Origin of the sequence: Nocardia takedensis NBRC 100417, assembly GCF_000308695.1 — a bacterium.
In the GTDB taxonomy this organism is placed as follows: Bacteria; Actinomycetota; Actinomycetes; order Mycobacteriales; family Mycobacteriaceae; genus Nocardia; species Nocardia takedensis.
The window spans coordinates 18983-44420 of sequence record NZ_BAGG01000112.1 but is presented as its reverse complement, the minus strand read 5'-3'; the positions used below and the strand labels follow the sequence as shown (position 1 = coordinate 44420).

Here is a 25438-nt window from a genome sequence, read left to right as displayed (position 1 = left end):
CCCCGGCCGCTATGTTACTGGAAATTCTGCTGGGTCGGGAGGGGTTTCCGAGCCCGTTCGCGGTGCCTGCCGCGCCGGGTAATTCCTGGTACTTCGCGCCGTAAACACAGGTGGAAGCTGCCGAACCGCACGGAGTAGACAGTTCGGGGACAAGTGCCACTTCCGCAACGATGTGAATCGTGCGTAACATATGGGCGCACCGGTGCGATCGTGGACGATCGCACCGATCCGCGGCGTCGCGGTCTCCGGGCTTCTCCCCGGGTCGGCGAGCGGTCGGCCCGGTGCGCGAAAGGAGGCAACGCCAGTGCTCGCCAAGCTGGATAGATTGTTCAGCTATGAGATGAAGGTGTCGGAGTTCATCGGCACCCTGATCATTCTCGCGATCCCGTACGGGATCATCGGTTTGATCTGGTCGCTGACCCACACGAGTCATCTCAAGCAGCTACACGGAATCGACGTCGTCGTCTCCTTCCTGGGCTCGATCGTGTGCTGGCCCGTGCTCCTGTTCGCGAATGTGACCATGACCTGATGATGGCGCTGGTCTGGCTCATCGACATCCTGGTGATCGGCATCAAGATCCTCGGTGGGCGTAGGAAAGTCAATCCGGTCCTGCGCTTCGGGCTCTGGCTCGCCGTGCTCGGCGTCCTGGCCGCGGGCGTCGGCGGAATCGGCCTGCTGCTGGTCCTGCTCGAGGACCGCCTCTCCGCTCCCGCCTGACCGTCCGCCGATCCTGCGTTGGTGCAGGAGTGTCGGAAACTTATCACCACATGAGTGCGGGGTATTTGCGCCCCATTTAATTATTCATCGGCGAATAACGCCAGTTCACATTGATGGAAGATGTCGATGAATGCTCTGTCAGGGTGGCGGAAATCCCCGCTCATGGCCGAGAATCAACATTCACATATCGCTTGTGTCGCGCATCTCTCTGTGCGAGACTTCACACGCTCCGAGCCTCGTGGGAGCGACCGGCGGACCGGTTGTCGTGTGAGCGGCGGACCGCCGAGAAAGGAACTCGGGCACCAGTGACCACCACCGAACACCCTCGACAACGAACCGACCTGGAGTTGGCCGTCGAGGATCTCAAGGGGCTGTGGCGGCGACACCCGCAGCAATCGCTCGAGACCTTGGGCCGCCAGGTGATGCTGGGCCGCGACGCGATCATCGAGCTCTTCCGGGCCCTGGCCGCGCGCCGATTCCCGTTCCACGAGTTCATCAAGCAGTGCGCGTTCATGTCCAGCGTCTCCGCCGCGCCGACGATCTTCGTCGCCATCCCCGTCGCGGTCGTGGTCTCGATCCAGGTGGGCGCCTTGGTCAACCAGGTCGGCGCGACCACCTTCATCGGCGCGGTCGCCGGCCTCGGCGTCATCCGGCAAGGCGCGCCCCTGGTCACCTCGCTCATGATCGCGGGCGCGGTCGGATCGGCCATCTGCGCCGACCTCGGCTCGCGCACCATCCGCGAGGAGATCGACGCCATGAAGGTCATGGGCGTCGACCCGGTGCGTCGCCTGGTCGCCCCGCGCCTGCTGGCCGCGGTCCTGGTCAGCATGCTGCTGTGCGGGTTCATCGTCTTCGTCGGCTTCGCGACCGCCTACATGTTCAACGTCTACGCCCAGGGCGGCACCCCGGGGTCGTTCATCGGCTCGTTCGCCTCGTTCGCGGTGTCCAGCGACCTGATCGTCGCGCTGATCAAGGCCGCCATCTTCGGCGCGCTGACCGCCATCATCGCCTGCGACGTCGGCCTGCACGCCAAGGGCGGACCCGGCGGCGTCGCCAACGCGGTGAACTCCGCGGTCGTCACCTCGGCGCTGATGTTGTTCGCCACCAACATCATTCTCACGCAGCTCTACAACACGCTGTTCCCGACGAAGGTCATCTGAGGTGGGTACTCGCTACACACCGCCCGCGCTCAAACCGCTGCGGGCGGTCCGCTCCGTCGCCCTGGTGCCCTACGGGCTCAACCAGCGCATCGGCCATCAGGTCGTCACGTTCTTCCAGGCCGTGGCCGCGATCCCGTTCGTGCTCAAGCACTATCGCAAGGAAGTGCTGCGCCTGACCGCCGACGTCGGCTGGGGCAACGGCTCGCTCATCGTCGGCGGCGGCACCGTCGGCGTGGTGATCATCCTGTGCGCCTTCGGCGGCGTCACCGTCGGCATGGAATCGTTCACCGCGCTCAACCTGCTGACCATGGGTCCGCTGACCGGCGCGATCTCCGGTTTCGCCACCACGCGCGAGATCGCGCCCATCCTGGCCACCTTGGCCTTCGCCATCCAGGCCGGCTGCCGATTCACCGCCCAGCTCGGCTCGATGCGGATCTCCGAGGAGATCGACGCGCTCGAGTCCATCGCCATCCGGCCGCTGCCCTACCTGGTGAGCACCCGGATGATCGCGGCCACGCTGACCATCATCCCGCTCTACACCGTGGGTCTGGCCACCGCCTACCTGGCGACCAAACTGTCGGTGCTGTTCCTCGGCGGCACCTCCGCGGGCACCTACGACCACTACTTCTACCAATTCCTGGTCGGCCCCGACGTGTTCGCCTCGCTGTTCAAGGTGGCGCTGTTCACCCTGCTGGCGACCTTCATCCAGTGCTACTACGGGTTCACCGCCACCGGCGGCCCCGAAGGCGTCGGCGTGGCCGCGGGCCGCGCGATCAAGATGGTCATCGTCGTCATGGTCTTCGCCAATCTGTTTCTGACCCTCGCGATCTGGGGTATCGACCCCGGATTCCGGATCTCGGGATAGGGGCCGGGAATGCTACTCGATCCCAGCGGCCGCGGCGCGACCGCGCGGCAGCTCACCACGGCGGGCATCGGCCTGATCCTGACGGTGATCCTGCTGCTCGGCCTGCTCATGCTGCGCTACAACGGCTACTTCGAAAGCAAGGTCCCGGTCACCGTCGAGCTGACCAGCACCGGCGACGGCCTGCCCACCCGCGCGGACGTGAAGTTCCGCGGCATGGTGGTGGGCGCGGTCGCCGAGGTGGAAGTCGTCGGCAAGGGCGCGTTGCAGCGTGCCAGCGTGCACCTGAAGCCGGAGTCGGCGGGCACCATCCCGGCCAACGTCACCGCGCGGGTGGTGCCGAACAACCTGTTCGGCGTCACCGCGATCGAACTGGTCGACAACGGCTTCTCCGGTGCGAAACTGGCCGAGGGCGCGGTCATCCCGGAGGACAAGGGCGAGGCGACGATCCAGTTGCAGACCACCCTCACGGTGCTGCGCAACGTGCTCGACAACATCCAGCCCGAGAAGTTGGGCAGGGTGCTGGCCACCCTGGCGACCGCGCTGGAACCCGGCGCCCGCGCGCCCGGTTCCACCGTCGAGCGGCTCGACCGCTGGATGACCGAGGTGCGCGGCACTCCCGGAATCGGCGAACTGCTCGGCGATCTGGGCATGGCGACCACCGAGTTGAGCAAGTCGGCGCCCGATCTGGTCGGCGTGCTGACCGAATCGGTGACCGCCGCGCGCACGCTCACCGAGCGCCGCGCCAACCTGGTCGCGCTGCTGGCCAACGCGAGCGACACCATCGACTCGGTCAATTCGCTGTTCGCGGCGAACCCGAACTCGGCCAAGGATCTCGTGCCCGGCCTGAACCAGCTCTTCGGCGATCTCGCCAAGGACCCGCAGGCCATCCCGTACACGATCAGCAACCTCAACAACTCGTTGGCGAAGCTGGCCACGACCTTCCACTTCGGGCCCTCGCGGCAGATGGCCTGGACGATGGACGTGAGCTTCACCCCGTTCCAGCAGTACACCGCCGAGGACTGCCCCCGCTACGGGGACATGTACGGCCCGCGCTGCGGCGGACCCACCGTTCCGACGGTCGCGCCCCCGCAGGAGTACCCGGCCTCGATGATGCCGCGCTGGCTCGACGCCGCGGGCCCCCAGCCGGTGGTGAACGTGCCCGCTCCGCAGGACATTCCGGGCGCGTTCGGCGCTCCGACCCTGCCGGGCCTGCCCGCCATACCCGGTCTGCCCGCCATCCCGGGCCTGACCGTGCCCGCGGCCAACGGCGCGAACGCGATCCCCGGCCTGCGGCCGATCGCGTCCGGACGCGGCCACGCGGGTGTGGCGGCGATGGTCGGCGGACAGCCGACGGCCGCGCAACTGCTGCTGCTCACCCCGCTGATCGCGGGTGGCTCGGTGACCGTCTACGACACCGCAGAGGGAGGTAACTGACCGTGAAATCCGGTAAAGCGCTGCTCGGCTTCAGCTTCTTCGCGGTGGTGGCCGTGGTGCTGACCTACACGATCTACTCGACCCTGCAACGCGCCGTCCCCGGCGACACCTCCACCTATTCGGCGACCTTCTCCGATGTGATGGGCGTGCGCGTCGGCGACGACGTGCGCATGGCGGGCGTGCGCGTCGGCCGGGTCGACTCGATCGACTTCGACGACGACTACAAGGCGCGCGTCGAGATCCGCATCCAGGAACGCCAGCGGCTGACCACCTCCACCAAAGCGCTGGTGCGCTACCAGAACCTGATCGGTCAGCGCTACATCGCGCTGGTGCCGGGGGAGGGCGCGAGCGAACCGCTCGGCGCGGGCGGACACATCCCGATCGAGCGCACCGAGCCGTCCTTCGACGTGTCCTCGCTGCTGTCCGGGTTCGAGCCGCTGTTCAGCGTGCTGCAACCGGATCAGATCAATTCGCTGTCGGAGACGCTGATCCAGGCGCTGCAAGGCGACGGCGTCTCGCTGAGCACCCTGGTCACCCAGGCCGCGGATCTGGCGGCCACCTTCGGTCAGCGTGACGAGATCCTCGGCCAGGTCATCACCAATCTCTCCAGCGTGATGAGCGGCCTGGCCAATCGCAGCGGTGAACTCGAGACCCTGATCACCCAGGCGCGCGCGCTGGTGGAGGCGCTCTACGCCGAGGGCGAGTCGCTCAAGGCGTCGGTCACCCAGATCGCCACCGCGACCGATTCGTTGGTGAATCTCGTCGCGCAGGTGAAACCGGACCTGGCGGGCGCGCAGAACGACGCCACCACCGGTATCGCGCTGCTGCTGCTCAACGGCGCCGCGCTGGACAAGGCCGCGGTCCAGTTCCCGGTCGTGCTGAACGGCCTGGCCCGCTTCACCAGCTACGGCGGCTTCGGCAACGCCTACCTGTGCAGCCTCGACGTCTCGCTCTACGGCGTGCTGCTGCCGCCGGGACTGTTCTCGCAAGTCGGCGGAAACTCGCATTCGGAGGTGTGCCGATGATGGCGCGGATCAAACTCCCGCGGTACTCCCGCAACCGCTACCTGTGGCTGGGCGTCCTGGCCGCGGCCGCGGTGGCGCTGCTGCTGGTCGGATCGAGCGCGATCTCGCAGGCGCGCCTGTCGGACCGGACGATCCACGCCGAATTCGCCCAGGCCGCCGGTCTGCGCGCGGGTGCGACGGTGGACGTCTCCGGTATCGAGGTCGGCGCGGTCCGCTCGGTGCGCCTGGACGGCGACAAGGTGGTGGCCGACCTGCGGGTGCGCCGCGACCTGCGCCTCGGACCCGACGCGCGCGCCTCGATCAAGATGTCGACCATCCTGGGCCGACTGCACATCGAGTTGGTGCCGGGCAACGGCAAGGGCCTGCCCGAGGACACCATCCGCCTGGAGAACACGGCCGTGCCCTACAACCTGGCCAAGGTCATCCAGGACCAGCGCTACAAGTCCTCCTTCGAACGGATCGAGAAGGTCGACCCGGAGAAGCTGCGCGAATCGCTGAACCTGCTCGACAAGCAGATGGGCGACTCCCCGCAGTTGACGGTGGCGGCCCTGGACAGCATCGGCTCGCTGGCCAAGGTCATCAACGAACGCCGCGACGAGGTCGACACCCTGCTCAAGAGCATGGACAAGGTCTCGGAGTTGGTGTCGGACAACCAGAACAGCGTGCTGTTGCTGCTGACCCGCGGTGAGGCGATCGGCGACGCGGTGGCGTTGCGCCAGAACCTGCTGCGCCAACTGCTCGACAACGTCGCCGCGCTCTCGGCGCTGTTGCAGGAGATGGGCGTGGAGAACAACGGCCAACTCGGACCGCTGATCGAGAACCTCAACACCATGACCGAGGGACTCGAGAAGAACCGCGACAACCTCGATCACCTCTACGAGATCCTGCCGGTGACCTTCCGGCAGTACAACAACGCCCTCGGCAACGGACCCTACGGCGATGTCTGGGCGCCGTGGGCCCTGCCGGACAATTGGCTGTGCTTCGCCCAGGCGGTGCCGGGATGCAACTGATGAGAATTCGAGCCTTCGTCAAGCTGGCCGCGGTCTGCGTGATCGCCGCCTTCGCCTCGGGTTGCTCGCTGCTGCCCGACAGCCTGACCTCGCTGCCCGAGGACTACCTCGGCGAGCGGATGCGCGTCAGCGCGGATTTCGAGAACGTCGCCGGTCTGTACGCGGGCAACGAGGTCGCCATCCTCGGCGTCCCGGTCGGCCAGGTCGACAGCGTGACCCCGCGCGGCAGCTACGTCGAGGTGATCATGTCCCTCGACAAGACCGTCAAGATCCCCGCCGACGTGATGGCCGCGCTGATCTCGCCGCAGTTGATCACCAACCGCCACGTCGAACTGGCCCCCGCCTACACCGGGGACGGCCCGACGCTCAACGACGGCGACCACATCCCGTTGGCGCGCACCAGGACCCCGGTCGAACTGGACCGCATCCTGGAGAACTTCGACGAACTCGGCGCCGCGCTCAAGGGCGACAGCGAGGAGGGCCCGATGGCCAGCCGCGTGCTGTTCCCGCTGCTCGACGGCAACGGCGACCGGTTGCGCGAAACCCTGGACTCGCTCTCGGCGGCGTTCGAGGTGACCTTCGCCAACAAGGACCAGATCGCCAACACCATCGTCAAACTCAACGACATCACCCAGGTCATCGCCTCCAACGACCAGACCGTGCGCGACTTCAGCGCCCGGCTCACCGAATTGGTGCGCCTGCTCGGCGAACAGTCGCCGGGCCTGCAGGCGGTGCTCACCCAGCTCAACGACTTCGTCGCCAACACCTCGGCGGTGGTCGGACAGAACCAGGACCAGTTGGCGGGCGCGCTGACCCGCTTCGTGGCGATCACCCAGCAGATGCGCGACAACGCGCGCGAACTGACCGAGACCGTCGACGTGGGGCCGCTGTTCCTGCAGAACCTGGCCAACGCGGTCAGCCCGGAACACCGGGCGCTGCGCCTGCACGGCCTGCTCGACAAGGCGGTGCTCGACGGCGAGGCGCTGGCCCTGTTCTGCGAACGCGTCCAGATGCGCCTCGATGGCTGCCGTACCGGAAAGATTCAGGATATGGGCCCGGACTTCGGACTCACCGCCGCGCTGCTCGGGATCACCAAATGATGGCCCGCGCACGCACGCGCGTGTGGAAGATCGCGGCGGCGGCGTTGACCGCGGCCGCCGTCGGGGCGGCCTCCGGCTGCACGATCACCGTCGAGAACGTGCCGATGCCCAAACCGGGGATCGGCGGGGACGGCTACGTCATCCGCGCCGCGTTCCGCGACGCGTTGAACCTGCCCGACCGCGCGCACGTCAAGATCGGCGGCACCGACATCGGCGTGGTCACCTCCATCGACACGACGAATTTCATCGCCGACGTCGAGATGCTGATCCGCGAGGACATCCAACTGCCGCAGGGCACCACGGCCGAACTGCGCCAGGGCACCCCGCTCGGCGACATCTTCATCGCCATGACCCTGCCCGAGGCCGATCCGAACGCGCCGTTGATGCGCGACGGCGACACCATCGGCACCGACCGCACCGGCGCGGGCGCGTCGGTGGAGCAGTTGATGGTCTCGATCGCGATGCTGCTCAACGGCGGCGGCCTGAACCAGGCCGCGCGGATCACCGCGGAGATGAACTCGATGTTCGGCGGGCGCGCACCGCAATTGGCGCACCTGCTCACCGAACTGACCGCCACCATCGCCGCGCTCAACGTCCGCACCGCCGACATCGACAGCACCTTGGGCGGCATCTCGGTGCTGACCGGCGAACTGGCCCAGCGCAAGGCCGAACTCGGTCAGGCCGCCGACACCTTCCCGGCGCTGCTGGGCCTGGTGGCCGAGAACAACCGCGACATCTCCTCGCTGATCAACAAGGTCTCGGTGACCATGGCCGCACTCGGCGACTTCACCGACACCACCGGCCCGGAGTTCGTCGGCCTGTTCGACAGCATCAAGAAGTTGATGCAGGGCTTCAGCCAGTCCACCGAACTCGGTGAGGCGCTGGACCGTTTCGACAAGCTGTACCCGTCGCTGACGGCGTCGCTGCAAGGGCCGACCCTGGCCGTCGCGGCCACCGTGTCCTACCTGAGCGTCGGTGCGCTGACCGACCAGAACGGCAGTCGCGCACCGGAAATCGGTGACGTGCCCGCCTTCATCGGCAGCCTCACCCAGGTCATCGAGAAGGTGATCGGCCGCCTGGGCAGCACGCCCCAGGCCCCGGCCGCGCCCCAGCCGGGAGGCGGACGATGAACATCCCGCTCTGGAACTACCTGGTCCGCCACCGGATCGGGTTGGCCAACCTCGGCCTGATCCTGGTGATGATCGCGGGCTCGTCCTACCTGGCGGTGGCGGTGCTGCGGTTCAATCCGCTGCCGAATACCTATCGGGTCACCGTGGAACTGGCCACCTCGGGCGGTCTGCTGGCCAACCACGACGTCACCTTCCGCGGCTCCCGGGTCGGCAAGGTCGACAAGGTCGAGGTCTCCGAGACCGGCATCGTCGCGATCGCCGAGATCGACGGCGACGCGCACATCCCGGTCGGCGGCACCGTCGCGGTCGGGCGGCTGTCCGCGGCCGGTGAGCAGTACCTGGACTTCCGGCCCGACTCCGACTCCGGCCCCTACTTGGTCGACGGCTCGGTCATCCCGCGGGCCCAGACCCAGGCGCCGGTGGCGGTGAACTCGCTGCTGACCAACCTCAGCGGCCTGATCGGCGGCCTGAACCCGCAGCGGCTCAACGTGATCATCAACGAACTGGACAAGGCCCTCGGTGGCGGTCCCGACCGGTTGCGCGACCTGATCTCCGGACTCAGCCGCGCCACCGCCGGCCTGGACAGCGTGCTGCCCCAGACCAAGCAGCTGATCCAGAACCTCGAGGTCATCGCCGAGACCACCTCGCACGCGCAACCGGACCTCACCACCCTGACCACCGGCGCGGGCGCGCTGTTCGAGCAGCTCACCGCTTCCGATCAGGAGTTGCGCCGCTTCCTGGACCTGGCCCCCGGCCAGTTGGCCACCCTGGGCGGGTTCATTCAGGAGACCCAGGACCCGATCACCAACCTGGTCACCAATTTCGTCGCCATCACCAAGGCCGCGAAACTGCGCGCCCCCGCGATCGCCGCGCTGTTCCCGGCGGTGCGCGAAGGCGTGGGCGCGGTCGGCATCCCCGCCTGGGACGGCTCCTTCCACACGCTGGTCGACCCGTGGCCCCGCCCGACCTGCGACTACGACACCATCCCGGTGGTGCCGACCCTCGAGCAGACCGACACCAGGGTTCGGCTCTACAACTACTGCATCACCGACAACCCGGCCCTGCAGGTCCGCGGCTCGGCCAACGCCCCGCGGCCCAACGTGCCCGACAACGGCTCCGGCCCGCCGCCCGGCGTGACCGGCAACGAGTTGTCCCGACCCGCCCCCCGGTAGACAAGGAAGACGAAAGACAGTGAGCGACGAAGTCAACAACACCGAAGACACGACCGGTTCGACTCCGGCGGCAGCGGGGTCCGACGCGGTCGAGTCCGCGGCGTCGGCGACCGAGTCGAGTGCCTCCGCGGCCGCGGCGAGCGACGCCGCGGCCGAGAAGACCACGGCCGAGAAGACCACCGCGACAAGCGCTTCGGCGGCGGACGCGGTGGTCGATTCCGCCAAGGTCGATACGGCGAAGGTCGATACCGCGAAGACCGGAACCGCGAAGACCGATACCGCGAAAGTCGATGCGGCGAAGGCCGAGACCGCGGCGGCGATCCCGGTCGCGACCGGAACCGCCACCGCCGAGGCGGTTCCGGCCGCCGCGAGCGCCGAGGCTCCCGAGGCTTCGGGCGGGCGGCTGTCGCGCCTGAAGTCGTCCGGGAAGGGGAGCATCGCGGTCCGCGCCGCGGCCGTGTTGGTGGTCGGCGCGTCCGTGGCCGCCGCGGTGTTCTTCTTCCTCCAGGACCGCGACAGCCAGGCGAAACTGGACGCCCAGGAACAGGCCCGCGCGGCCGCCTGCGCCTACGCCCCCGTACTGGCCGAGTACGACTCCAAGAACCTCGACACCTACTTCCAGGCCGTGCTCGCGGGCGCGACCGGCGACTGGAAGAAGCAGTTCGACGACACCAGCAAGGAACTGCGCGAGGTCCTGACCCAGGGCGAGGTCGTCTCCAAGGCCAACGACGTGCAGTGCGCGATCAAGTCCGGTGACGAGAACGCCGCGGAGGCCATCGTGGTGATCGGCCAGACCATCACCAGCCTCGGCACCCAGGGCAAGCCCGCGCCGGGTCAGCTCTCGATGGTCATGCGACTGGAGAACGCCGACGGGAAATGGCTGGTCAACAAGGTCAATTCGCCGTTGATGCCGTCGGGGGCGCAGTAGCGCCGAGCGAGGTCCCGGCGCGTCCGAACAGGATGACCTGCATGAGCCGCATCACCCGGGTGGGGGTGCTGCTCGGATGCTCCGGGCCCAGCCACTGGCCGATGTCGACCACGAGCGCGAGCGCGGCGTGCACCAGCACGCGCGCCTCGGCCGAGGTCAGCTCCGGCCGGATCTCGACGACCAGTTTGGCCCATTCCTCGACGTTGAGGCGCTGGATGTTGCGCAGCACCGTGCGGTCCTCGGGCGGGACGTTGCTGATCTCGGCGTAGTAGACGAAGGTCAGTTCGCGTTCGTCGAACGAGCCGCGCACATACAGTTCGATGAGCGTGGTCAGCGCCTGTTCGGGGCCGTCGGAGGCCGCGATGGCCGGGCCGATGGCGGCCGACACGCGATCGGCGGCGCGACGGAAGGCGGCGGCGAGGATGTCGCCTTTGCTGCGGTAGAAGCGGTAGACCGCCGAGGAGGCGGGCAGTTCGGCCGCCACGGCGATGTCCTCGACGCTGACGTTGGGGTAGCCGCGTTCGTGGAACAGTTCGATGGCCCGCTTGAGCAGCAGTTCGTGTTTGAAGGTCAGCGGGATCTCGGTGGCGGGCGGGAAGCCCGACTCGGCGTCCACGGCGGGCAGGTCGGCGGCGAGCACGTGCAGGCAGGCCGAGCGCAACAGGGTGGTCAGCGTCCGCACGGGCACCGAGACGTGGTGGTCGGCGATGCTGCCGATGATGCTGAGGGTGGCGGTGGCCAGCACGACGCGGTCGGCGCGGGCGAGTTCGGGACGGGTCTGGGCCAGCAGGTCGTCGGCGACGCGGTAGGTGCGCACGAGTTGGTCGATGAGCTGGCGGTAGTCGTCGGGTTCGAGGTAGCGGCTCTGCCAGCGCAGCAGCGCCGCGCTGCGCCGGTTGGCGATGGAGGTGGCGATGAAGTTGTCGAGGATGGCCTCGAGTCGGACGCCCGCGGGTTCGGCGGCGAGGCGGTCGGGCAGTTTCACCGACTCCTCGCTGATCGCGCTCAACCGCAGGGCTTCCTCGCGGAAGATCGCGTATTTGCTGGGGTAGTGGCGGTAGAGCGCGGTGGAACTGATGTCGAGTCGGGAGGCGATGTCCTCCATGCTGACCCCGTGATAGCCCAGCGTGCCGAAGGCTTCGGCGGAGGCGGCGGCGATTTGTGCCCGCCTGTCGCGGGGGCGACGGCGCACCACCCGCGGTGTCGCGCCGTCGTGGCCGGTCGCCTCGCGGCGGGCACGGCGTTTCGGGGCATCCATTCAGCGATGGTAACTCGAGGAAAGCCCTCGGAAGGCGTCCCGACCTGCGTGGAAATAGTATTGAACGATAGATCACAAATACGGCGTAACAATGCACTCTACGTGCGCGATCAACTTATCGAGGATAAGAATATCGCCTAACATACCCCCGCTGTGATCACCCGGAGGTAGCGGTGTCCGCCCCCGCCCGGCCCGTCGACGGACGGCCGAACAGCACCATCTGCATGAGCAGGCGCACCCGGGCCTGGCCGGCGAACGGGGCCGAATCGAAGGACCGCCCCAGGTCGACGACCAGCGCGAAGGCCGCGTGCACCAGGAAACGCGCCTCGGCGGGCGACAACTCCGGGCGCACCTCGCGCAGCAAGCGCGCCCACTCCTCGACGCTGGAACGCTGGATGCTGCGCAGCGTGGTGCGCTCCTCGGCGGGCACGTGGGAGAACTCGGTGTAGTACACGAATGTCAGCGCGCGCTCCTCGAACGACCCCGCGACGTAGTGGTCGATCAGCGTCGTCAGCGCGGCCTCCGGATCGGCGCTGCTCGCCACCGCGGGACCGATCGCGCCCGAGACCCGGTCGGCGGCGCGGCGGAAGGCCGCGGCCAGCAGATCGCTCTTGCCCCGGTAGAACCGGTAGACCGCGGAGGCCGCCGAAAGCCCTGCGGCGGCGGCGATCTCCTCCACGCTGACATTCGGGTAGCCGCGATCGTGGAACAACTCGACCGCGCGCCGCAGCAGCAGTTCGTGTTTGAACGAATCCGGGATCTCCGCCGCCACCGCGACCTGCGCCGTCGCGTCGGCGGGCGGGAGCGGGGCGGCGGCGATCGCCAGACAGGCCGAATCCAGCAGGCGGCCCAGCGCTTTCGCGGGCAGGGTGGCGTGGTGGTCGGCGATGCTGGTGATGGCGCTGAGCACGGCCGCGCGCAGCAGGCGGAGGTCGTCGGCGGTGTCCGCCGGACGCAGCGCGGCGAGTTCGGCGCCGATGGCCGCCAGGACCGTCATCTGCTGCTCGTCGAGGATGTCGCGGTCGGGTTGCTCGAGGTAGCGCCCCTCCCAGCGGACCAGGGTGACGCTGGGCCTGTTGTCGATGGTGACCGCGATCAGCGCGTCGAGGACCTGGCGCAACCGCTGTTCGGGCGAGGAGTCCCGCGACTGCTCGGGCAGGTGCACCGACTCGGTCATCGCCCGGCCCACGCGCAGCAGTTCCTCGCGGAACAACGCGTATTTGCTGGGGTAGTGGCGGTAGAGCGCCGCCGAGCTGATGCCGAGGCCGGAGGCGATGTCCTCCATACTGACGCTGTGATAGCCGTGCGAGCCGAACGCCGCCGCGGACGCCGCCGCGATCTGGGCGCGTCGATTCTTGGGCCTGCGCCGGATCTCGCGCGGTGCCGCCTCGCCGGTGACAGCCTGACGCGCCGATCGGCGGTTGTCGACACTCATGCGATTCATGGTATCGAGCCGGGGGCGCGAATGATTTGCCCAGGTGAGAACGTCGGGTGCACCGACGCGTTCGGGAGGCGGTCCGCGAACGCGTCGATGCGCCCTCGTGTCCGGCCACGCGGGCGGGCGTCACTGGTTGGCACCGGGAATGCGACGCCCGTTTCATGGACGAACAGTGAGCAACTTACAGCACTGAATATCCAGTGTGGTCCGCATCTCACAAACTGAATTGCCATTCACATAAGGGCGCGACGGCGAGGCCGGGGATGCTACCGTCTCGGACTGGAACCCGATGAGGAGATGGCGTGGGTATCGAGCAGGTCGCGATTGTCCTGTATCCGGGGATGACAGCGCTGGACGCGATCGGCCCCTACGAGGTGCTGCGATTCGCCCCCGGCGTGAAAGTGCGATTCGTCGGCCACGAACTAGGCCCCGTCCTCACCGACAGCGGCGTACTCGCCCTGGGGATCACCCACACCTTCGACGAGACCCCGAATCCCGACCTGGTCGTGGTGCCCGGCGGGCCCGGTGCGGTCGCGCACGCCGCCGACAAACCGTTGGTCCGCTGGCTGCGCGCGGCGCACGAGACCAGCACCTGGACCACCTCGGTCTGCACCGGCGCGCTGATCCTGGCCGGCGCGGGCCTGCTGCACAACGCCCCCGCCACCACGCACTGGGCCGCCCAGGATGTGCTGGCCGCCTACGGCGCCAAGCCGCGTCGCTCCGAACGCATCGTCAAGCACGGCCGCGTCGCCACCGCCGCGGGCGCCTCGGCGGGCATCGACCTGGCGCTGTGGCTGGTCGGCGAGAGTTTCGGCAGCGAACGCGCCGAGGCCATCCAACTCGACCTCGAATACGATCCGCGCCCGCCCTTCGACTCCGGTCACCCCGACAAGGCCAGCGCGGCCGTGCGCCGCATCGCCCTGACCGACCAGTTCCGGCTGGTCAACAGCAACGGCACCGTCTACGGCAACGTGACCGGTGTGCAGAAGGTGCTGTGGCGCACGATGATCCGCAAGATCCGCGGCTGACTCACCGCGCGGGTCGCAACCCCGCGTACCAGTCGAGCAACGCCGGGTCGTCGACCGCGCTCCGCTCGACCACCCGCGCGGGATCACCGCCCTGGAACAGCTTCTTGATCGGCACCTCGAGCTTCTTGCCGGTGCGGGTGTGCGGGATGCCGGGCGCGAGCAGGATCTCGTCGGGCACGTGGCGCGGGGACACCTCCGCGCGGATCGTGGCCCGGATGCGTTCGCGCAGGTCCTCGGTCAGCTCCGCGCCCGGCGCGAGCACCACGAACAGCGGCATCCAGTAGCCGCCGTCGGGCTGTTCGGCCCCGATGACCAGCGCCTCGGCGATCTCGGGCAGGCGTTCGACGGCCTGGTAGATATCGGCGCTGCCCATCCTGATCCCGTGCCGGTTCAACGTCGAATCCGAGCGTCCGTGCACCACGACGCTGCCGCGCTCGGTGATGGTGATCCAGTCGCCGTGCCGCCACACGCCGGGATAGACGTCGAAATAGGCGTCGTGATATCGGGTTCCGTCCGGATCGCGCCAGAAGGCCACCGGCATCGACGGCATCGGCGCGGTGATCACCAGTTCCCCGACCTCCCCGCGCACCGGCGCGCCGTCGGGATCGAAGGCATCCAGCGCCACGCCCAGATACGGCGCGGACAACTCGCCCGGCCACACCGGCACCGTGCGCACGCCGCCGAGGAAGGCCGAGACCACGTCGGTGCCGCCGCTGATCGAGTTGACCTGCACGCGCTCACCGACATTCGCGCTCAGCCACAGCGCCGAGGACGGCGGCAGCGCCGACCCGGTGATGCCCACCGTGCGCAGCGCCGACAGATCGTGCTCGACGCGCGGGACCGATCCGGCCTTGGCGCAGGCCAGCACGTAGCCCGGGCTGGTGCCCAGCACGGTGGCGCGCACGCGTTCGGCGATCCGCCACAGGCCGTCCGCGCCCGGGTGGGTCGGACTGCCGTCGTAGCAGACGATGGTCGCCCCGGTCAGCAGGCCCGCGACCTGGAAGTTCCACATCATCCAGCTCGGACTCGTGTACCAGAAGAAGACGTCCTCGCCGCCGATGTCGGACTGCAACGCCACGGCTTTCAAGTGTTCGAGCAGTACGCCGCCGTGCCCGTGCACGATGCCCTTGGGCAGTCCGGTGGTGCCGGAGGAGAACACGATCCACAGCGGATGGTCGAACGGCACCGGTTCGGTCGCGATGGGCGCGCCCGCGTCGTCGTCGGCCGCGACCGCCGCCGTCCACTCGATCGCGTCGGGCACCCTCGCCTCCGAACGCGGCACGACGATCACCGCGCGCAGGTCCGGCAGACCCGCGCGCAGCGCCGCGATGTCCTCGCGTTTGTCGTGGAAGCGCCCGCCGAAGCGGTAGCCGTCGGCGGTGACCAGCACCGTCGGCTCGAGTTGGCCGAGACGGTCCAGGGCCGCCTTGGCCGAATAGTCCTGTCCGCACGCGCTCCACACCGCGCCGATCGCGGCGGTCGCGAGAAAGGCGACCACGGCCTCCGGGATGTTGGGCAGATACCCCGCCACCCGGTCACCGGGGCCCACCCCGAGGCCGCGCAGCGTGCGGGCCAGGGCGGCGGTGTCCTCGATCAGGTCGACCCAGGACACCTCGCGCGGCTCGGCGTCCTCGCTCACCGCGACGATCGCGGGCCGGTCGGTGCGGGCCTGCCGCACGATCTGGTCGACGTAGTTCACCCGCGTGCCGGGAAACCACCGCGCGCCGGGCATTTTCGCGTCCGCCAGCACCGCGCCCGCGATCTCGCCGAGCGCGAACCAGTCCCACACCGCTCGCCAGAACTCGGCCGGATCGGCCACCGACCACCGCCACAGCGCGGCGTAGTCGGGAGTCGCCACGCCGGTCCGCTCGGTGACGAACTTCGCGAACTCGGTGATCGTGGCCTCGGCGACGTCCCGTTCCGTCGGCACCCACTGCGCGTCCACCGCTACCTCCTGACTCGACGGCTGCCCCGGCCCCGACACTCAGATCGCCCGGCGCAGAATCTGTTCGGCGTGCCGGATGACCGGCGCGTCGACCATACGGCCCTCGAAGGCGAACACGCCCCGGTGCCGCGGCACCGCGTCCAGAACCCGCCGCGCCCACGCCGATTCCTCGTCGCTGGGCGCGAAGGCCGCCCGGATCACCGACACCTGCGACGGATGGATGGCCACCTTCGCGTCGAAGCCGACCGCCACCGCGTCCTCGGTCTCGGCCCGCAACCCGTCCAGGTCCGCGATGTCGAGGAACACCGAGTCCAGCGCGAACCGGCCGTATGCCTTGGCCGCGAGCAGTGTGCTCGAGCGGACGTGCCGCGCCACGTCGCGGTATCCGCCATCGGAGCCTCGGCTCCCGGTGCCGCCGAGTCCGGCCACCAGATCCTCAGCACCCCACATCACACCGATCGCGTTGTCCGCGCGCACCGACTCCGCGACCGTCACCGCGCCCAGCGGCGACTCGATCAACGCGATGACCTCGAAGGCCACCAGATCGGTGATCTGCGCGGCGGATTCGGTCTTGGGCAGCATCAGCAGGCGGTAGTCGGTGCGCGCCAGCGCCACCAGATCCTCGGCGTGCTCGGCCGTGCCCGCCGCGTTGACCCGCACCACCGTGGCGGCCGGGTCCAACGGTGTGTCCACCAGCGCCGCGCGGGCCGCCGGTTTGTCGGCGGCGGCGACACCGTCCTCGAGGTCGAGGATCACCACGTCGGCGGCCGCGGCGGCCTTGGCGAAGCGCTCGGGGCGGTCCGCCGGACAGAACAACCACCCGGTCCCGGGCATCTCCCAGCTCACGACGCCTCCGGCGCGCGACGCACCAGCACCGTGCGGGTCGCGGTCACCACGATCACGCCGTCCTGGTTGCGGCCGGTGTGGGCCAAGGTGACCAGGCCCTCGCCCGGCCGCGACCGCGACTCCCGTTTCTCCGTCACGACCGTCTCGCAGTAGAGGGTGTCGCCGTGGAACAGCGGGTGCGGGAAGGTGATCTCGCCGAAGCCCAGATTGGCCACCAACGTGCCCTGGGTGAGCTGCCCGACCGACAGCCCGATCAACGTCGACAAGGTGAACATCGAGTTCACCAACCGCTGCCGATACGGCGGTTGCGTGTCGGCGAAGGCCGCGTCCAGGTGCAGGGCCTGCGGATTCATCGTCGTCGTGGTGAACAGCACGTTGTCGGCCTCGGTGACGGTGCGGCCGGGCCGGTGGTCGTAGACGACCTCGGTCTCGAACTCCTCGTACCAGAGTCCGCGTTGCTCGATGCGTTTCACAGTCCCAACTCCCGTCCGATCAGCATCAACTGGACCTCGGTGGTGCCCTCGCCGATCTCCAGGATCTTGCTGTCGCGGTAGTGCCTGGCCACCGCGTACTCGTTCATGAACCCGTTGCCGCCGAAGATCTGGGTGGCGTCGCGGGCGTTGTCCATCGCCGCCTCGCTGGCGACGAGTTTGGCGATCGAAGCCTGCTTCTTGAACGGCTTGCCCGCCAGCATCAGCGCCGCCGCGTCGTAGTAGGCGGTGCGCGCCACGTGCGCGCGCGTCTCCATCCTGGCGATCTTGAAGGCGATGGCCTGATTGCGGCCGATCGGCTGCCCGAAGGCCAGACGCTCTTTGGCGTAGCGCACGCTCTCGTCCACGCAGCCCTGGGCCGCGCCGACCGAGAGCGCCGCGATGGCGATGCGCCCCTCGTCCAGGATGCGCAGGAAATTCGCGTACCCGCGGCCGCGTTCGCCGAGCAGATTCGCCTCCGGCACCCGGACGTCGGTGAACGAGAGCGGATGGGTGTCCGAGGCGTTCCACCCCACCTTGTTGTAGGCGGGCTCCACGGCGAATCCCGGGGTGCCGCTGGGCACCAGGATCGTGGAGATCTCCTTCTTGCCGCCGGTCTGCCCGGTCACTGCCGTCACCGTGACCAGCGCGGTGATGTCGGTGCCGGAATTGGTGATGAACTGCTTGCGGCCGTTGATCAGCCAGTCGCCGCCGTCGAGCACCGCCGTGGTCCTGGTGCCGCCCGCGTCGCTGCCCGCGTCGGGTTCGGTCAGCCCGAACCCGGCCAGCGCGCGTCCGCTGGTCAGCGACGGCAGCCACTGCTCGCGCTGCTTGTCGGTGCCGAAACGGTGGATCGGCATGGCCCCCAGCGACACTCCCGCCTCCAGGGTGATCGCCACACTCTGATCCACCTTGCCCAATTCCTCGAGCGCCAGGCACAGGGCGAAGTAGTCGCCGCCCATCCCGCCGTACTCCTCGGGGAACGGCAGGCCGAACAGGCCCATCTCGGCCATCCCCTGCACCACCTCGTACGGGAAGGTGTGGTTGGCGTCGTGTTCGGCGGACACCGGGGCGACCACCGTGCGCGCGAACTCGCGCACCGTCAACGCGAGATCGCGGTAGTCCTCGGGCAGCGTGCCGGTGGACAGGTAGTCGGTCATGCGGGAAGTCCCTCTCCTTGCGGATCGTTCGACGCGGCCACCACGCGGGCCAGCGGTTGGTCGAGGCGCACCTGCGCGCCCACCTCGACGAGCAGTTCCACCGTGCCCGCCACCGGCGCGGTCAGCGTGTGCTCCATCTTCATCGCCTCCACGACGACCACGGGCGCGCCCACGGCGACCGCGGCGCCCGCCTCGGCGGGGATCGCGATCACCGAACCGGGCATGGGGCTGCGGATCTCGGCGTCGCCCGCGTGTTCGGCGCCGCCGCGCACGCTCGCCTCCGCGACCGTGCGCAGCACCGCGACACCGTGCGGCCCGCCCACCCACAGTCGGTCCTCCGCCTCGGCCACCCGGTAGTCGCGGCGCACCCCGTCCAGCGCCACCGTCAGCACGCCGGCCTCCGCCGCGTAGGAGACCGTCACCGGCAGTTCGGGGCCGTCGTCCACCCGCGCGGTGCCCGCGTTCGGGTTGCCGATCAGTCGCACGTGCGCGTCGCGGTCCCCGCCCGCCAGGCGCAGCGTCGTCGGCGCGGGCGCGCCCAACCGCCACCCGGACGGTATCGCCCACGGGTCCGCCGGACCGTCCGGCCAGCGCCGTATCCAGTGGAAAGCGGCGGCGACCACGAACAACTCGTCCTCGACCGGAGCGGGCGCGAAATCGGTGACCCGACGGTCCAGCAGGCCGGTGTCCAAGCGACCCGCCGCCACGTCGGGATCGGCGAGCAGGAAACGCAGGAACTCGACGTTGGAGGTCACGCCCAGCAGCGTCGTGTCGGCCAGCGCCCGGTCCAGGCGGGCCAGCGCCCCCGCGCGGTCCGGCGCGTGCGCGATGATCTTCGACAGCATCGGGTCGTAGTCGCTGCCGACCACCGTGCCGACCCGCAACCCCGAATCCACCCGCACGCCACGGCCGTCCGGTTCCACCAGATCCAGCACCGTGCCGCCCGTGGGCAGGAAACCCCGACCGGGGTCCTCGGCGTAGACGCGGGCCTCCACGGCGTGGCCGACCAACCGGATGTCGTCCTGCTCCGCGCCGATCTTCTGCCCGGCCGCCACCCGCACCTGACATTCGACCAGGTCGATCCCGGTGACCATCTCGGTGACCGGATGCTCCACCTGCAAACGGGTGTTCATCTCCATGAAGAAGAACTCCTCGGGCCGGTCGGCGGAGACGATGAACTCGACCGTCCCCGCGCCGACGTAGTCCACGCTGCGCGCGGTGTCACAGGCCGCCGCGCCGATGCGCGCCCTGGTGGCCGCGTCCAGCAGCGGCGACGGCGCCTCCTCGATCACCTTCTGATGCCTGCGTTGCAGGCTGCACTCACGTTCGCCCAGGTGGATCACGGTGCCGAACTGGTCGGCCAGCACCTGCACCTCGATGTGGCGCGGCCGGGTGACGAAGCGTTCCAGGAACAGCGTGTCGTCGCCGAAGGCCGCCGCCGCCTCACGCCGCGCGCTGGTCAACGCGCCGGGCAGCGCCGCCGGATCGTCCACCCGCCGCATCCCTTTGCCGCCGCCGCCCGCCGACGGTTTGACCAGCACCGGGTAGCCGATCCGGTCCGCGGCGGCGATCAGCGCGTCGTCGGTGAGGCCCGGTTCGGCGATCCCCGGCACCACCGGCACGTCGAAGGCCGCGACGGTGTTCTTGGCCGTGATCTTGTCGCCCATCACCTCGATCGCGCGTGCGGGCGGACCGAGGAACACCACGCCCGCCCGAGCCAGCGCGGCGGCGAACGCGGCGTTCTCGGACAGGAATCCGTAGCCGGGATGCACGGCCTGCGCGCCCGTGCGCACCGCGGCGGCCACCACCAGATCGATGTCGAGATAACTCTCCCGGGCGGGCGCGGGCCCCAGTCGCACCGCCACGTCGGCGACGCGCACGTGCTCGGCCTGGGCGTCGGCGTCGCTGTAGACGGCGACGCTGCGGATGCCCATCTCACGCAGGGTCCGCATGACGCGCACCGCGATCTCGCCGCGATTGGCGACCAACACGGTGTCGAAGGAGACCGGGTGATCCCGGTTCACGGGGGCGGGGTTCGGCACGTTCATCACATCCGGAAGACGCCGTAGGAAACGGGTTCGAGGGGAGCCTGCCCGCACACCGACAAGGCCAGGCCCAGCACGGTTCTGGTGTCGGCGGGATCGATGACCCCGTCGTCCCACAGGCGCGCGGTGGAGTAGTACGGATTGCCCTGATGCTCGTACTGTTCGCGGATCGGGGCCTTGAAGGCTTCCTCGTCCGCCGCCGACCAGGGGTTGCCGTCGCTGTCGAGTTGGTCGCCGCGCACCGTGGACAGCACCGAGGCGGCCTGCTCGCCGCCCATCACCGAGATCCTGGCGTTGGGCCACATCCACAGGAACCGCGGCGAATACGCCCGCCCGCACATCGAATAGTTGCCCGCCCCGTACGAACCGCCGATCACCACCGTCAGTTTCGGCACCCGCGCGCACGCCACCGCCGTGACCATCTTCGCGCCGTGCTTGGCGATACCGCCAGCCTCGTAGTCGCGCCCGACCATGAAACCGGTGATGTTCTGCAAGAACAACAGCGGGATCTCGCGTTTGTCGCACAGTTCGATGAAATGCGCGCCCTTCATGGCGGATTCACCGAACAGCACGCCGTTGTTGGCGACGATCCCCACCGGATGGCCGTGGATGCGCGCGAACCCGGTCACCAGCGTCTTGCCGTATTCGGCCTTGAACTCCTGGAAGCCCTCGTAGTCGCCCCCGGCTCCATCGACGATCCGCGCGATGACCTCACGCACGTCGTACGGCGTGCGCAGATCCACCGGAACCACGTCGTAGAGTTCGGTTTCCGGCGCGGCGGGCGGCGCCGAGGGCAGCACACCCCACGGCGCGCTCGGCCGGGGACCCAGCGTGCCCACGATCCGGCGCACGATGCGCAGCGCGTCGCGGTCGTCCTCGGCGAGATGGTCGGTGACACCGGAAGTGCGCGAATGCAGCGCGCCACCGCCGAGTTCCTCCGCCGTGACCACCTCACCCGTAGCCGCCTTCACCAGCGGCGGACCACCCAGGAAGATCGTGCCCTGATCGCGCACGATCACCGCTTCGTCACTCATCGCGGGCACGTACGCGCCGCCCGCCGTGCAGGACCCGAGCACCGCGGCGATCTGCGGAATCCCCTGCGCGCTCATCGTGGCCTGATTGAAGAAGATCCGCCCGAAGTGCTCCCGATCGGGGAAGACCTCGTCCTGGCGCGGCAGGAACGCCCCGCCCGAATCCACCAGATACAGACACGGCAGCCGGTTCTGCAAGGCGATCTCCTGCGCCCGCAGATGCTTCTTCACCGACATCGGGTAATAGGTGCCGCCCTTGACCGTCGCGTCGTTGGCGACGATCACGCATTCGCGCCCCGAGACCCGACCGATCCCGCTGATCACGCCCGCGCCCGGACACTGGTCGTCATACATCCCGGTGGCCGCCAACGGCGACAACTCCAGGAACGGACTGCCCGGATCGAGCAATTGATCGACCCGTTCGCGCGGCAGCAACTTCCCACGCGCCACATGCCGCTCGCGGGCCTTGTCGGGCCCGCCGCGGGCCGCCGCGCGCAACCTGCCGCGCAGATCCTCCACCAGCGCGCGATGGGCCGCGCGGTTGTCGGCCGCCGTCTCGGGGCCTGCCACTACACCGTGGGTCGCCGTCATCCCGCCTGCCGTCCAGTTAGTCGCCGATAACTGGAATTCAGGTTAATCTTGATTAACCGAGTTGTCCAGGTAAGCGGCAGTTGCCCAGGTAGGCGGAAGGAACGCAGGTGACCGGCATCGACTCCGGCGCGCTCACCCGCCGTGAGCAGATGAAAGCCGAACGACGGCGCGAAATCCTCGAGGCGGGCGCCCGCCTCATCGCCGACCGCGGCTTCCTCGGCGTCCGCCTCGACGACCTCGGCGCCGCCGTCGGCATCAGCGGCCCCGCCGTCTACCGCCACTTCGCCTCCAAAGAAGCCCTGCTCACCGAATTGCTCGGCGGCGTCAGCCAACGCCTGCTGGCGGGCGGCCGCCGCGTCGTCACCGACACCGACAACCCCCGCGACGCGCTCACCGCCCTCGTCGACTTCCACCTCGACTTCGCCTTCGGCGAACCCGAACTCATCCGCATCCAGGACCGCGACCTCGACAAAGTCCCCGCCGGCCCCCGCCGCGACCTGCGCCGCACCCAACGCCACTACGTCGAGATCTGGGTGCAGGTCCTGCGCGACCTGCATCCCGACCTCCCCGAGGAAACCGCCCGGGTCCAAGCCCACGCCGCCTTCGGCCTCATGAACTCCACCCCCCACACCGCCACCACCACCCGAGCCCGCCCCATCCTCCGCGCCATGGCCCTCGCCGCTCTCGGCTGACCCCGGTCCGCGGAGGTCGTTGTCACGCCTGAGCGGCGGTCTGGTCGCGACACGGGTGCGCGTCGGGCGCCGGAACTAGGCTGACCGGATGGCCTCACTGACGGATCCCAAGGTTCGCGAATTCCTGTCCCTCGGCACGCGCACCGGCAAGGTCGCGATCGTCGCCGCCGACGGTCGGCCGCTGGTCACGCCGATCTGGTTCCTGGTCGACGGTGACACCGTCGTGTTCAACACCGGCAAGAACACCGCCAAGGGCAAGGCGTTCGCGCGGGACCGGCGGGTCGCGCTGGTGGTCGACCAGGAGGAGCCGCCATACGGGTCGGTGCAGATCCAGGGCACCGTCAGCCTGTCCGAGGACCCCGAGGAACTGCTGCGCACCGCCACCGCGCTCGGCGGGCGATACATGGGGGAGGACCGGGCCGAGGAATTCGGTCGCCGCAACGGGGTGCCGGGGGAGTTGGTGGTCCGACTCCATCCCACGAAGGTGATCGCGCACTTCGACGCCACGGGGTAGACACCCCTCGGAGCGCCTCCCCGACTGCCCGACCTCGCCCCGAACCTAGACTCACCCGCATGACCGTGCACTTCATCGGAGCGGGCCCCGGGGCCGCCGACCTGCTGACCGTGCGCGCGGTCACCCTGCTGCGTGACTCGCCGGTCTGCCTCTACGCGGGCACCTACCTCGACCCCGAGGTCCTGGCGCACTGCGCCCCCGACGCCGAACTGATCGACACCCAGCGCCTCGACATCGACGCCATCACCGAGCACCTCGTCCGCGCCCACACCGCGGGCAAAGACGTGGCGCGCCTGTGCTCCGGCGACCCGTCCCTGTACTCCGCGCTGACCGAGCAGACCCGTCGCCTCGACGCCGCGGGCGTCCCCTGGGACGTCACCCCCGGCGTCCCCGCCTACGCGGCCGCGGCGGCCGTACTCGGCACCGAACTCACGGTGCCGGAAGTGGTCCAATCGGTCGTGCTGACCCGCACCAGGGTCCGCTCCACCACCATGCCCGCCACCGAGGACCTCGCCGAATTCGCGCGCACCCGCGCCACCCTCGCCCTGCACCTGGCCATCACCCGCATCCGCCCCCTGGCCGCCGACCTCGTCGCCGACTACGGCCCGGACTGCCCCGTCGCCGTCGTCCACCGCGCCAGCCAACCCGAACAACTCGTCCTGCGCGGCACCCTCACCGACATCGCCGACCAGGTCGAAGCCGCCGACCTACGCCAAGCCGCCGTCATCCTGGTCGGCCGCGCCCTCACCCCGGCTCTGACCTGCGTGACCTCGCACCTCTACGACCCCGCCCGGCCCCGCTGACCCGGAGAGCGCGGATTCAGAAATACGCCAGAACGGCCGCCTCGAACTCGTCCGTCGACGGCAGTGACGCGGGCGGCCGATACCCGGCCTCCCGCACATGGTGCAAGAACTCCTCCGGAATACTCAACGAATACCGGCTCAGATAATGGATCGAATCCACCCGCCAGATCCATCGACCGTCCGACATCAACGACGGCCCCGAAGGCACCACCACCGTCTCGTCGAACAGATCCCGCACATCCTCCAACACATCGAAAACCGGTGTCGCCGACCGCATATACCGGATCACCTCGGCCCGATCCGTCAACGCCTGCACCGGCTGCGGCTCCCGCACCGAAGGCAACCGCTCCTTCCCCCGCGCATACATCTCCCGATAGATCCCGACCGTCTCCAACCGCGTCACTACCCACCTCCCCGAGTCGCCAGTAAATCCCCACCGACGCCGCACCGACCCCGGCACGCGCAGCCTACCGCGCGGATCATCACCTGCCGCCCGCCCGCCGCTCAGAGTCCCTGGCGTCTACGCGACTCCAGCGCGGTGGGAAGGTAGTCGGCCAGCGAGGTGACCCATTCGGTGAAGGTCCACGGAGCCTCACTGACCGGCCTCGTCTCCTGATAGATCCAGAAACGCGGATCCGGAGTGTGCAGATCCTCGGGACGGAAGTAATAGAAGATGTAGCCCTGGTGGGTCTGGAAGACATACGCGTCCTCGAACGGCGCGAAATCGAGCCCCGCGTCCCCGGTCACCATCTCCCGCGCGTACCGCTTCGCGTCGAGCAACCATTCGTAGTCCCATTCCCCGTTGCGGCTCAACCAGTACGGATTCTTCCCGGCGACCGCGAGGAATTCGCGATAGGACCCGGGGACCGCGGTGACTCCCTGGGCCTCGAGGAGAGCGCCGATCTGCCCTTCCGTGCACCCTTCGACGGCTTCGCGAGTCACCAGGTCGCGAGCGATCAGCCCATCCACGAGCACGTCCATGAACGGCACAGTGTCCTCCTCGGGTCTCCGACTGGTCACAGGTAGGCCGATTCCGCGCCACCGGGGATACGGAGCCAACCGGACGGTCCATGGCC

The 25438-nt window shown here is 69.1% G+C and carries 25 protein-coding genes; 15 read left to right on the top strand and 10 right to left on the bottom strand.

The features are described 5' to 3' along the window. Positions 1–304 precede the first annotated feature (304 nt). The 11 genes from ON30_RS23945 (at position 305) to ON30_RS23895 (ending at position 10541) form a co-directional block, all read left to right on the top strand. Positions 305–529 carry a hypothetical protein gene (locus ON30_RS23945; RefSeq protein WP_040710339.1) on the top strand — a complete coding sequence of 75 codons (225 nt, stop codon included), beginning with the start codon at positions 305–307 and terminating at the stop codon, positions 527–529. Continuing rightward, positions 529–717: a hypothetical protein gene (locus tag ON30_RS23940; protein WP_040710337.1), complete on the top strand. Its 189-nt coding sequence runs from the start codon at positions 529–531 to the stop codon at positions 715–717. Before ON30_RS23945 ends, ON30_RS23940 begins: the two co-directional genes overlap by 1 nt. Before the next feature lie 305 nt (positions 718–1022). Continuing rightward, positions 1023–1877: an MlaE family ABC transporter permease gene (locus ON30_RS23935; RefSeq protein ID WP_040710335.1), complete on the top strand. Its 855-nt coding sequence runs from the start codon at positions 1023–1025 to the stop codon at positions 1875–1877. A gap of 1 nt (position 1878) precedes the next feature. Then, positions 1879–2742, top strand: coding sequence for an ABC transporter permease (locus ON30_RS23930; RefSeq protein ID WP_040710333.1), 864 nt, complete (start codon positions 1879–1881; stop codon positions 2740–2742). Positions 2743–2751: 9 nt separating this feature from the next. Beyond that, positions 2752–4176, top strand: a complete 1425-nt coding sequence (locus tag ON30_RS23925) for an MCE family protein (RefSeq protein WP_040710331.1) — start codon at positions 2752–2754, stop codon at positions 4174–4176. Positions 4177–4178: 2 nt separating this feature from the next. Continuing rightward, a complete protein-coding gene (locus ON30_RS23920) occupies positions 4179–5201 on the top strand; it encodes an MCE family protein (protein WP_040710330.1) in 1023 nt (340 codons plus the stop codon). Further along, the gene (locus tag ON30_RS23915; RefSeq protein WP_040710328.1) at positions 5201–6211 is read left to right on the top strand and encodes an MCE family protein; all 1011 of its coding nucleotides are present in this window, start codon (positions 5201–5203) and stop codon (positions 6209–6211) included. The genes ON30_RS23920 and ON30_RS23915 overlap by 1 nt, the downstream gene beginning before the upstream one ends. Beyond that, positions 6211–7311, top strand: a complete 1101-nt coding sequence (locus ON30_RS23910) for an MCE family protein (RefSeq protein WP_040710403.1) — start codon at positions 6211–6213, stop codon at positions 7309–7311. The genes ON30_RS23915 and ON30_RS23910 overlap by 1 nt, the downstream gene beginning before the upstream one ends. Next, a complete protein-coding gene (locus tag ON30_RS23905; protein ID WP_051029904.1) occupies positions 7308–8441 on the top strand; it encodes an MlaD family protein in 1134 nt (377 codons plus the stop codon). Before ON30_RS23910 ends, ON30_RS23905 begins: the two co-directional genes overlap by 4 nt. Further along, entirely contained in the window at positions 8438–9613 is a 1176-nt protein-coding gene (locus ON30_RS23900) for an MCE family protein (protein ID WP_040710326.1), read from the top strand. The genes ON30_RS23905 and ON30_RS23900 overlap by 4 nt, the downstream gene beginning before the upstream one ends. A 19-nt stretch (positions 9614–9632) precedes the next feature. Beyond that, on the top strand, positions 9633–10541 hold the full coding sequence (locus ON30_RS23895; RefSeq protein ID WP_245554190.1) for an Rv1363c family protein: 909 nt from the start codon (positions 9633–9635) through the stop codon (positions 10539–10541). On the opposite strand, the gene ON30_RS23890 is transcribed toward ON30_RS23895, so the two are convergent. Both ON30_RS23890 and ON30_RS23885 read right to left on the bottom strand, forming a co-directional pair. Beyond that, positions 10507–11799, bottom strand: a complete 1293-nt coding sequence (locus ON30_RS23890; protein WP_051029901.1) for a TetR/AcrR family transcriptional regulator — start codon at positions 11797–11799, stop codon at positions 10507–10509. The genes ON30_RS23895 and ON30_RS23890 overlap by 35 nt on opposite strands. A 157-nt stretch (positions 11800–11956) precedes the next feature. Beyond that, the gene (locus ON30_RS23885) at positions 11957–13234 is read right to left on the bottom strand and encodes a TetR/AcrR family transcriptional regulator (protein ID WP_040710324.1); all 1278 of its coding nucleotides are present in this window, start codon (positions 13232–13234) and stop codon (positions 11957–11959) included. A gap of 311 nt (positions 13235–13545) precedes the next feature. Between ON30_RS23885 and ON30_RS23880 the strand changes: the two genes are divergently transcribed. Further along, the gene (locus ON30_RS23880) at positions 13546–14265 is read left to right on the top strand and encodes a DJ-1/PfpI family protein (protein ID WP_083911630.1); all 720 of its coding nucleotides are present in this window, start codon (positions 13546–13548) and stop codon (positions 14263–14265) included. 1 nt (position 14266) lies between these two features. Here ON30_RS23880 and ON30_RS23875 read toward each other — a convergent pair whose 3' ends face one another. From ON30_RS23875 to ON30_RS23850, 6 genes are read right to left on the bottom strand one after another with little or no spacing between them, the layout of a single operon-like run. After that, positions 14267–16210, bottom strand: a complete 1944-nt coding sequence (locus ON30_RS23875; RefSeq protein WP_040710323.1) for an acetoacetate--CoA ligase — start codon at positions 16208–16210, stop codon at positions 14267–14269. Between the two features lie 39 nt (positions 16211–16249). Further along, on the bottom strand, positions 16250–17056 hold the full coding sequence (locus ON30_RS23870; RefSeq protein WP_040710322.1) for an HpcH/HpaI aldolase/citrate lyase family protein: 807 nt from the start codon (positions 17054–17056) through the stop codon (positions 16250–16252). Further along, positions 17053–17529: a MaoC family dehydratase gene (locus tag ON30_RS23865; protein ID WP_040710321.1), complete on the bottom strand. Its 477-nt coding sequence runs from the start codon at positions 17527–17529 to the stop codon at positions 17053–17055. The genes ON30_RS23870 and ON30_RS23865 overlap by 4 nt, the downstream gene beginning before the upstream one ends. Further along, positions 17526–18686 (bottom strand): acyl-CoA dehydrogenase family protein, encoded by a 1161-nt coding sequence (locus tag ON30_RS23860; RefSeq protein WP_040710320.1) that lies wholly within the window; start codon positions 18684–18686, stop codon positions 17526–17528. The genes ON30_RS23865 and ON30_RS23860 overlap by 4 nt, the downstream gene beginning before the upstream one ends. Then, complete coding sequence (locus tag ON30_RS23855; protein WP_051029896.1) at positions 18683–20734, bottom strand: acetyl/propionyl/methylcrotonyl-CoA carboxylase subunit alpha; 2052 nt, start codon at positions 20732–20734, stop codon at positions 18683–18685. The genes ON30_RS23860 and ON30_RS23855 overlap by 4 nt, the downstream gene beginning before the upstream one ends. Beyond that, the gene (locus tag ON30_RS23850) at positions 20734–22353 is read right to left on the bottom strand and encodes a carboxyl transferase domain-containing protein (RefSeq protein ID WP_051029894.1); all 1620 of its coding nucleotides are present in this window, start codon (positions 22351–22353) and stop codon (positions 20734–20736) included. Before ON30_RS23850 ends, ON30_RS23855 begins: the two co-directional genes overlap by 1 nt. Positions 22354–22460: 107 nt before the next feature. Here ON30_RS23850 and ON30_RS23845 point away from each other — a divergent pair, with 107 nt between their 5' ends. The 3 genes from ON30_RS23845 to cobM all read left to right on the top strand — a co-directional run bounded on the left by ON30_RS23845 (position 22461) and on the right by cobM (position 24362). Beyond that, the gene (locus tag ON30_RS23845) at positions 22461–23045 is read left to right on the top strand and encodes an SACE_7040 family transcriptional regulator (protein WP_501040348.1); all 585 of its coding nucleotides are present in this window, start codon (positions 22461–22463) and stop codon (positions 23043–23045) included. 88 nt (positions 23046–23133) lie between these two features. Further along, on the top strand, positions 23134–23559 hold the full coding sequence (locus ON30_RS23840) for a PPOX class F420-dependent oxidoreductase (RefSeq protein ID WP_040710318.1): 426 nt from the start codon (positions 23134–23136) through the stop codon (positions 23557–23559). A gap of 59 nt (positions 23560–23618) precedes the next feature. Continuing rightward, complete coding sequence (gene cobM, locus ON30_RS23835) at positions 23619–24362, top strand: precorrin-4 C(11)-methyltransferase (RefSeq protein WP_040710317.1); 744 nt, start codon at positions 23619–23621, stop codon at positions 24360–24362. Positions 24363–24378: 16 nt separating this feature from the next. On the opposite strand, the gene ON30_RS23830 is transcribed toward cobM, so the two are convergent. After that, positions 24379–24696: a hypothetical protein gene (locus ON30_RS23830; protein ID WP_157183819.1), complete on the bottom strand. Its 318-nt coding sequence runs from the start codon at positions 24694–24696 to the stop codon at positions 24379–24381. A 170-nt stretch (positions 24697–24866) separates the two neighbouring features. Beyond that, complete coding sequence (locus ON30_RS23825) at positions 24867–25343, bottom strand: hypothetical protein (protein WP_040710315.1); 477 nt, start codon at positions 25341–25343, stop codon at positions 24867–24869. Positions 25344–25438: the final 95 nt, after the last annotated feature.

What these genes read in the sequence shown, in the direction of transcription:
- ON30_RS23940 (WP_040710337.1), top strand. Translation starts at nt 529, where the DNA reads ATGATGGCGCTGGTCTGGCTCATCGACATCCTGGTGATCGGCATCAAG.
- ON30_RS23925 (WP_040710331.1), top strand. Translation starts at nt 2,752, where the DNA reads ATGCTACTCGATCCCAGCGGCCGCGGCGCGACCGCGCGGCAGCTCACC.
- ON30_RS23915 (WP_040710328.1), top strand. Translation starts at nt 5,201, where the DNA reads ATGGCGCGGATCAAACTCCCGCGGTACTCCCGCAACCGCTACCTGTGG.
- ON30_RS23910 (WP_040710403.1), top strand. Translation starts at nt 6,211, where the DNA reads ATGAGAATTCGAGCCTTCGTCAAGCTGGCCGCGGTCTGCGTGATCGCC.
- ON30_RS23905 (WP_051029904.1), top strand. Translation starts at nt 7,308, where the DNA reads ATGATGGCCCGCGCACGCACGCGCGTGTGGAAGATCGCGGCGGCGGCG.
- ON30_RS23900 (WP_040710326.1), top strand. Translation starts at nt 8,438, where the DNA reads ATGAACATCCCGCTCTGGAACTACCTGGTCCGCCACCGGATCGGGTTG.
- ON30_RS23890 (WP_051029901.1), bottom strand. Translation starts at nt 11,799, where the DNA reads ATGGATGCCCCGAAACGCCGTGCCCGCCGCGAGGCGACCGGCCACGAC.
- ON30_RS23885 (WP_040710324.1), bottom strand. Translation starts at nt 13,234, where the DNA reads ATGAGTGTCGACAACCGCCGATCGGCGCGTCAGGCTGTCACCGGCGAG.
- ON30_RS23860 (WP_040710320.1), bottom strand. Translation starts at nt 18,686, where the DNA reads ATGACCGACTACCTGTCCACCGGCACGCTGCCCGAGGACTACCGCGAT.
- ON30_RS23855 (WP_051029896.1), bottom strand. Translation starts at nt 20,734, where the DNA reads ATGAACGTGCCGAACCCCGCCCCCGTGAACCGGGATCACCCGGTCTCC.
- ON30_RS23850 (WP_051029894.1), bottom strand. Translation starts at nt 22,353, where the DNA reads ATGACGGCGACCCACGGTGTAGTGGCAGGCCCCGAGACGGCGGCCGAC.
- ON30_RS23840 (WP_040710318.1), top strand. Translation starts at nt 23,134, where the DNA reads ATGGCCTCACTGACGGATCCCAAGGTTCGCGAATTCCTGTCCCTCGGC.
- cobM (WP_040710317.1), top strand. Translation starts at nt 23,619, where the DNA reads ATGACCGTGCACTTCATCGGAGCGGGCCCCGGGGCCGCCGACCTGCTG.
- ON30_RS23825 (WP_040710315.1), bottom strand. Translation starts at nt 25,343, where the DNA reads ATGGACGTGCTCGTGGATGGGCTGATCGCTCGCGACCTGGTGACTCGC.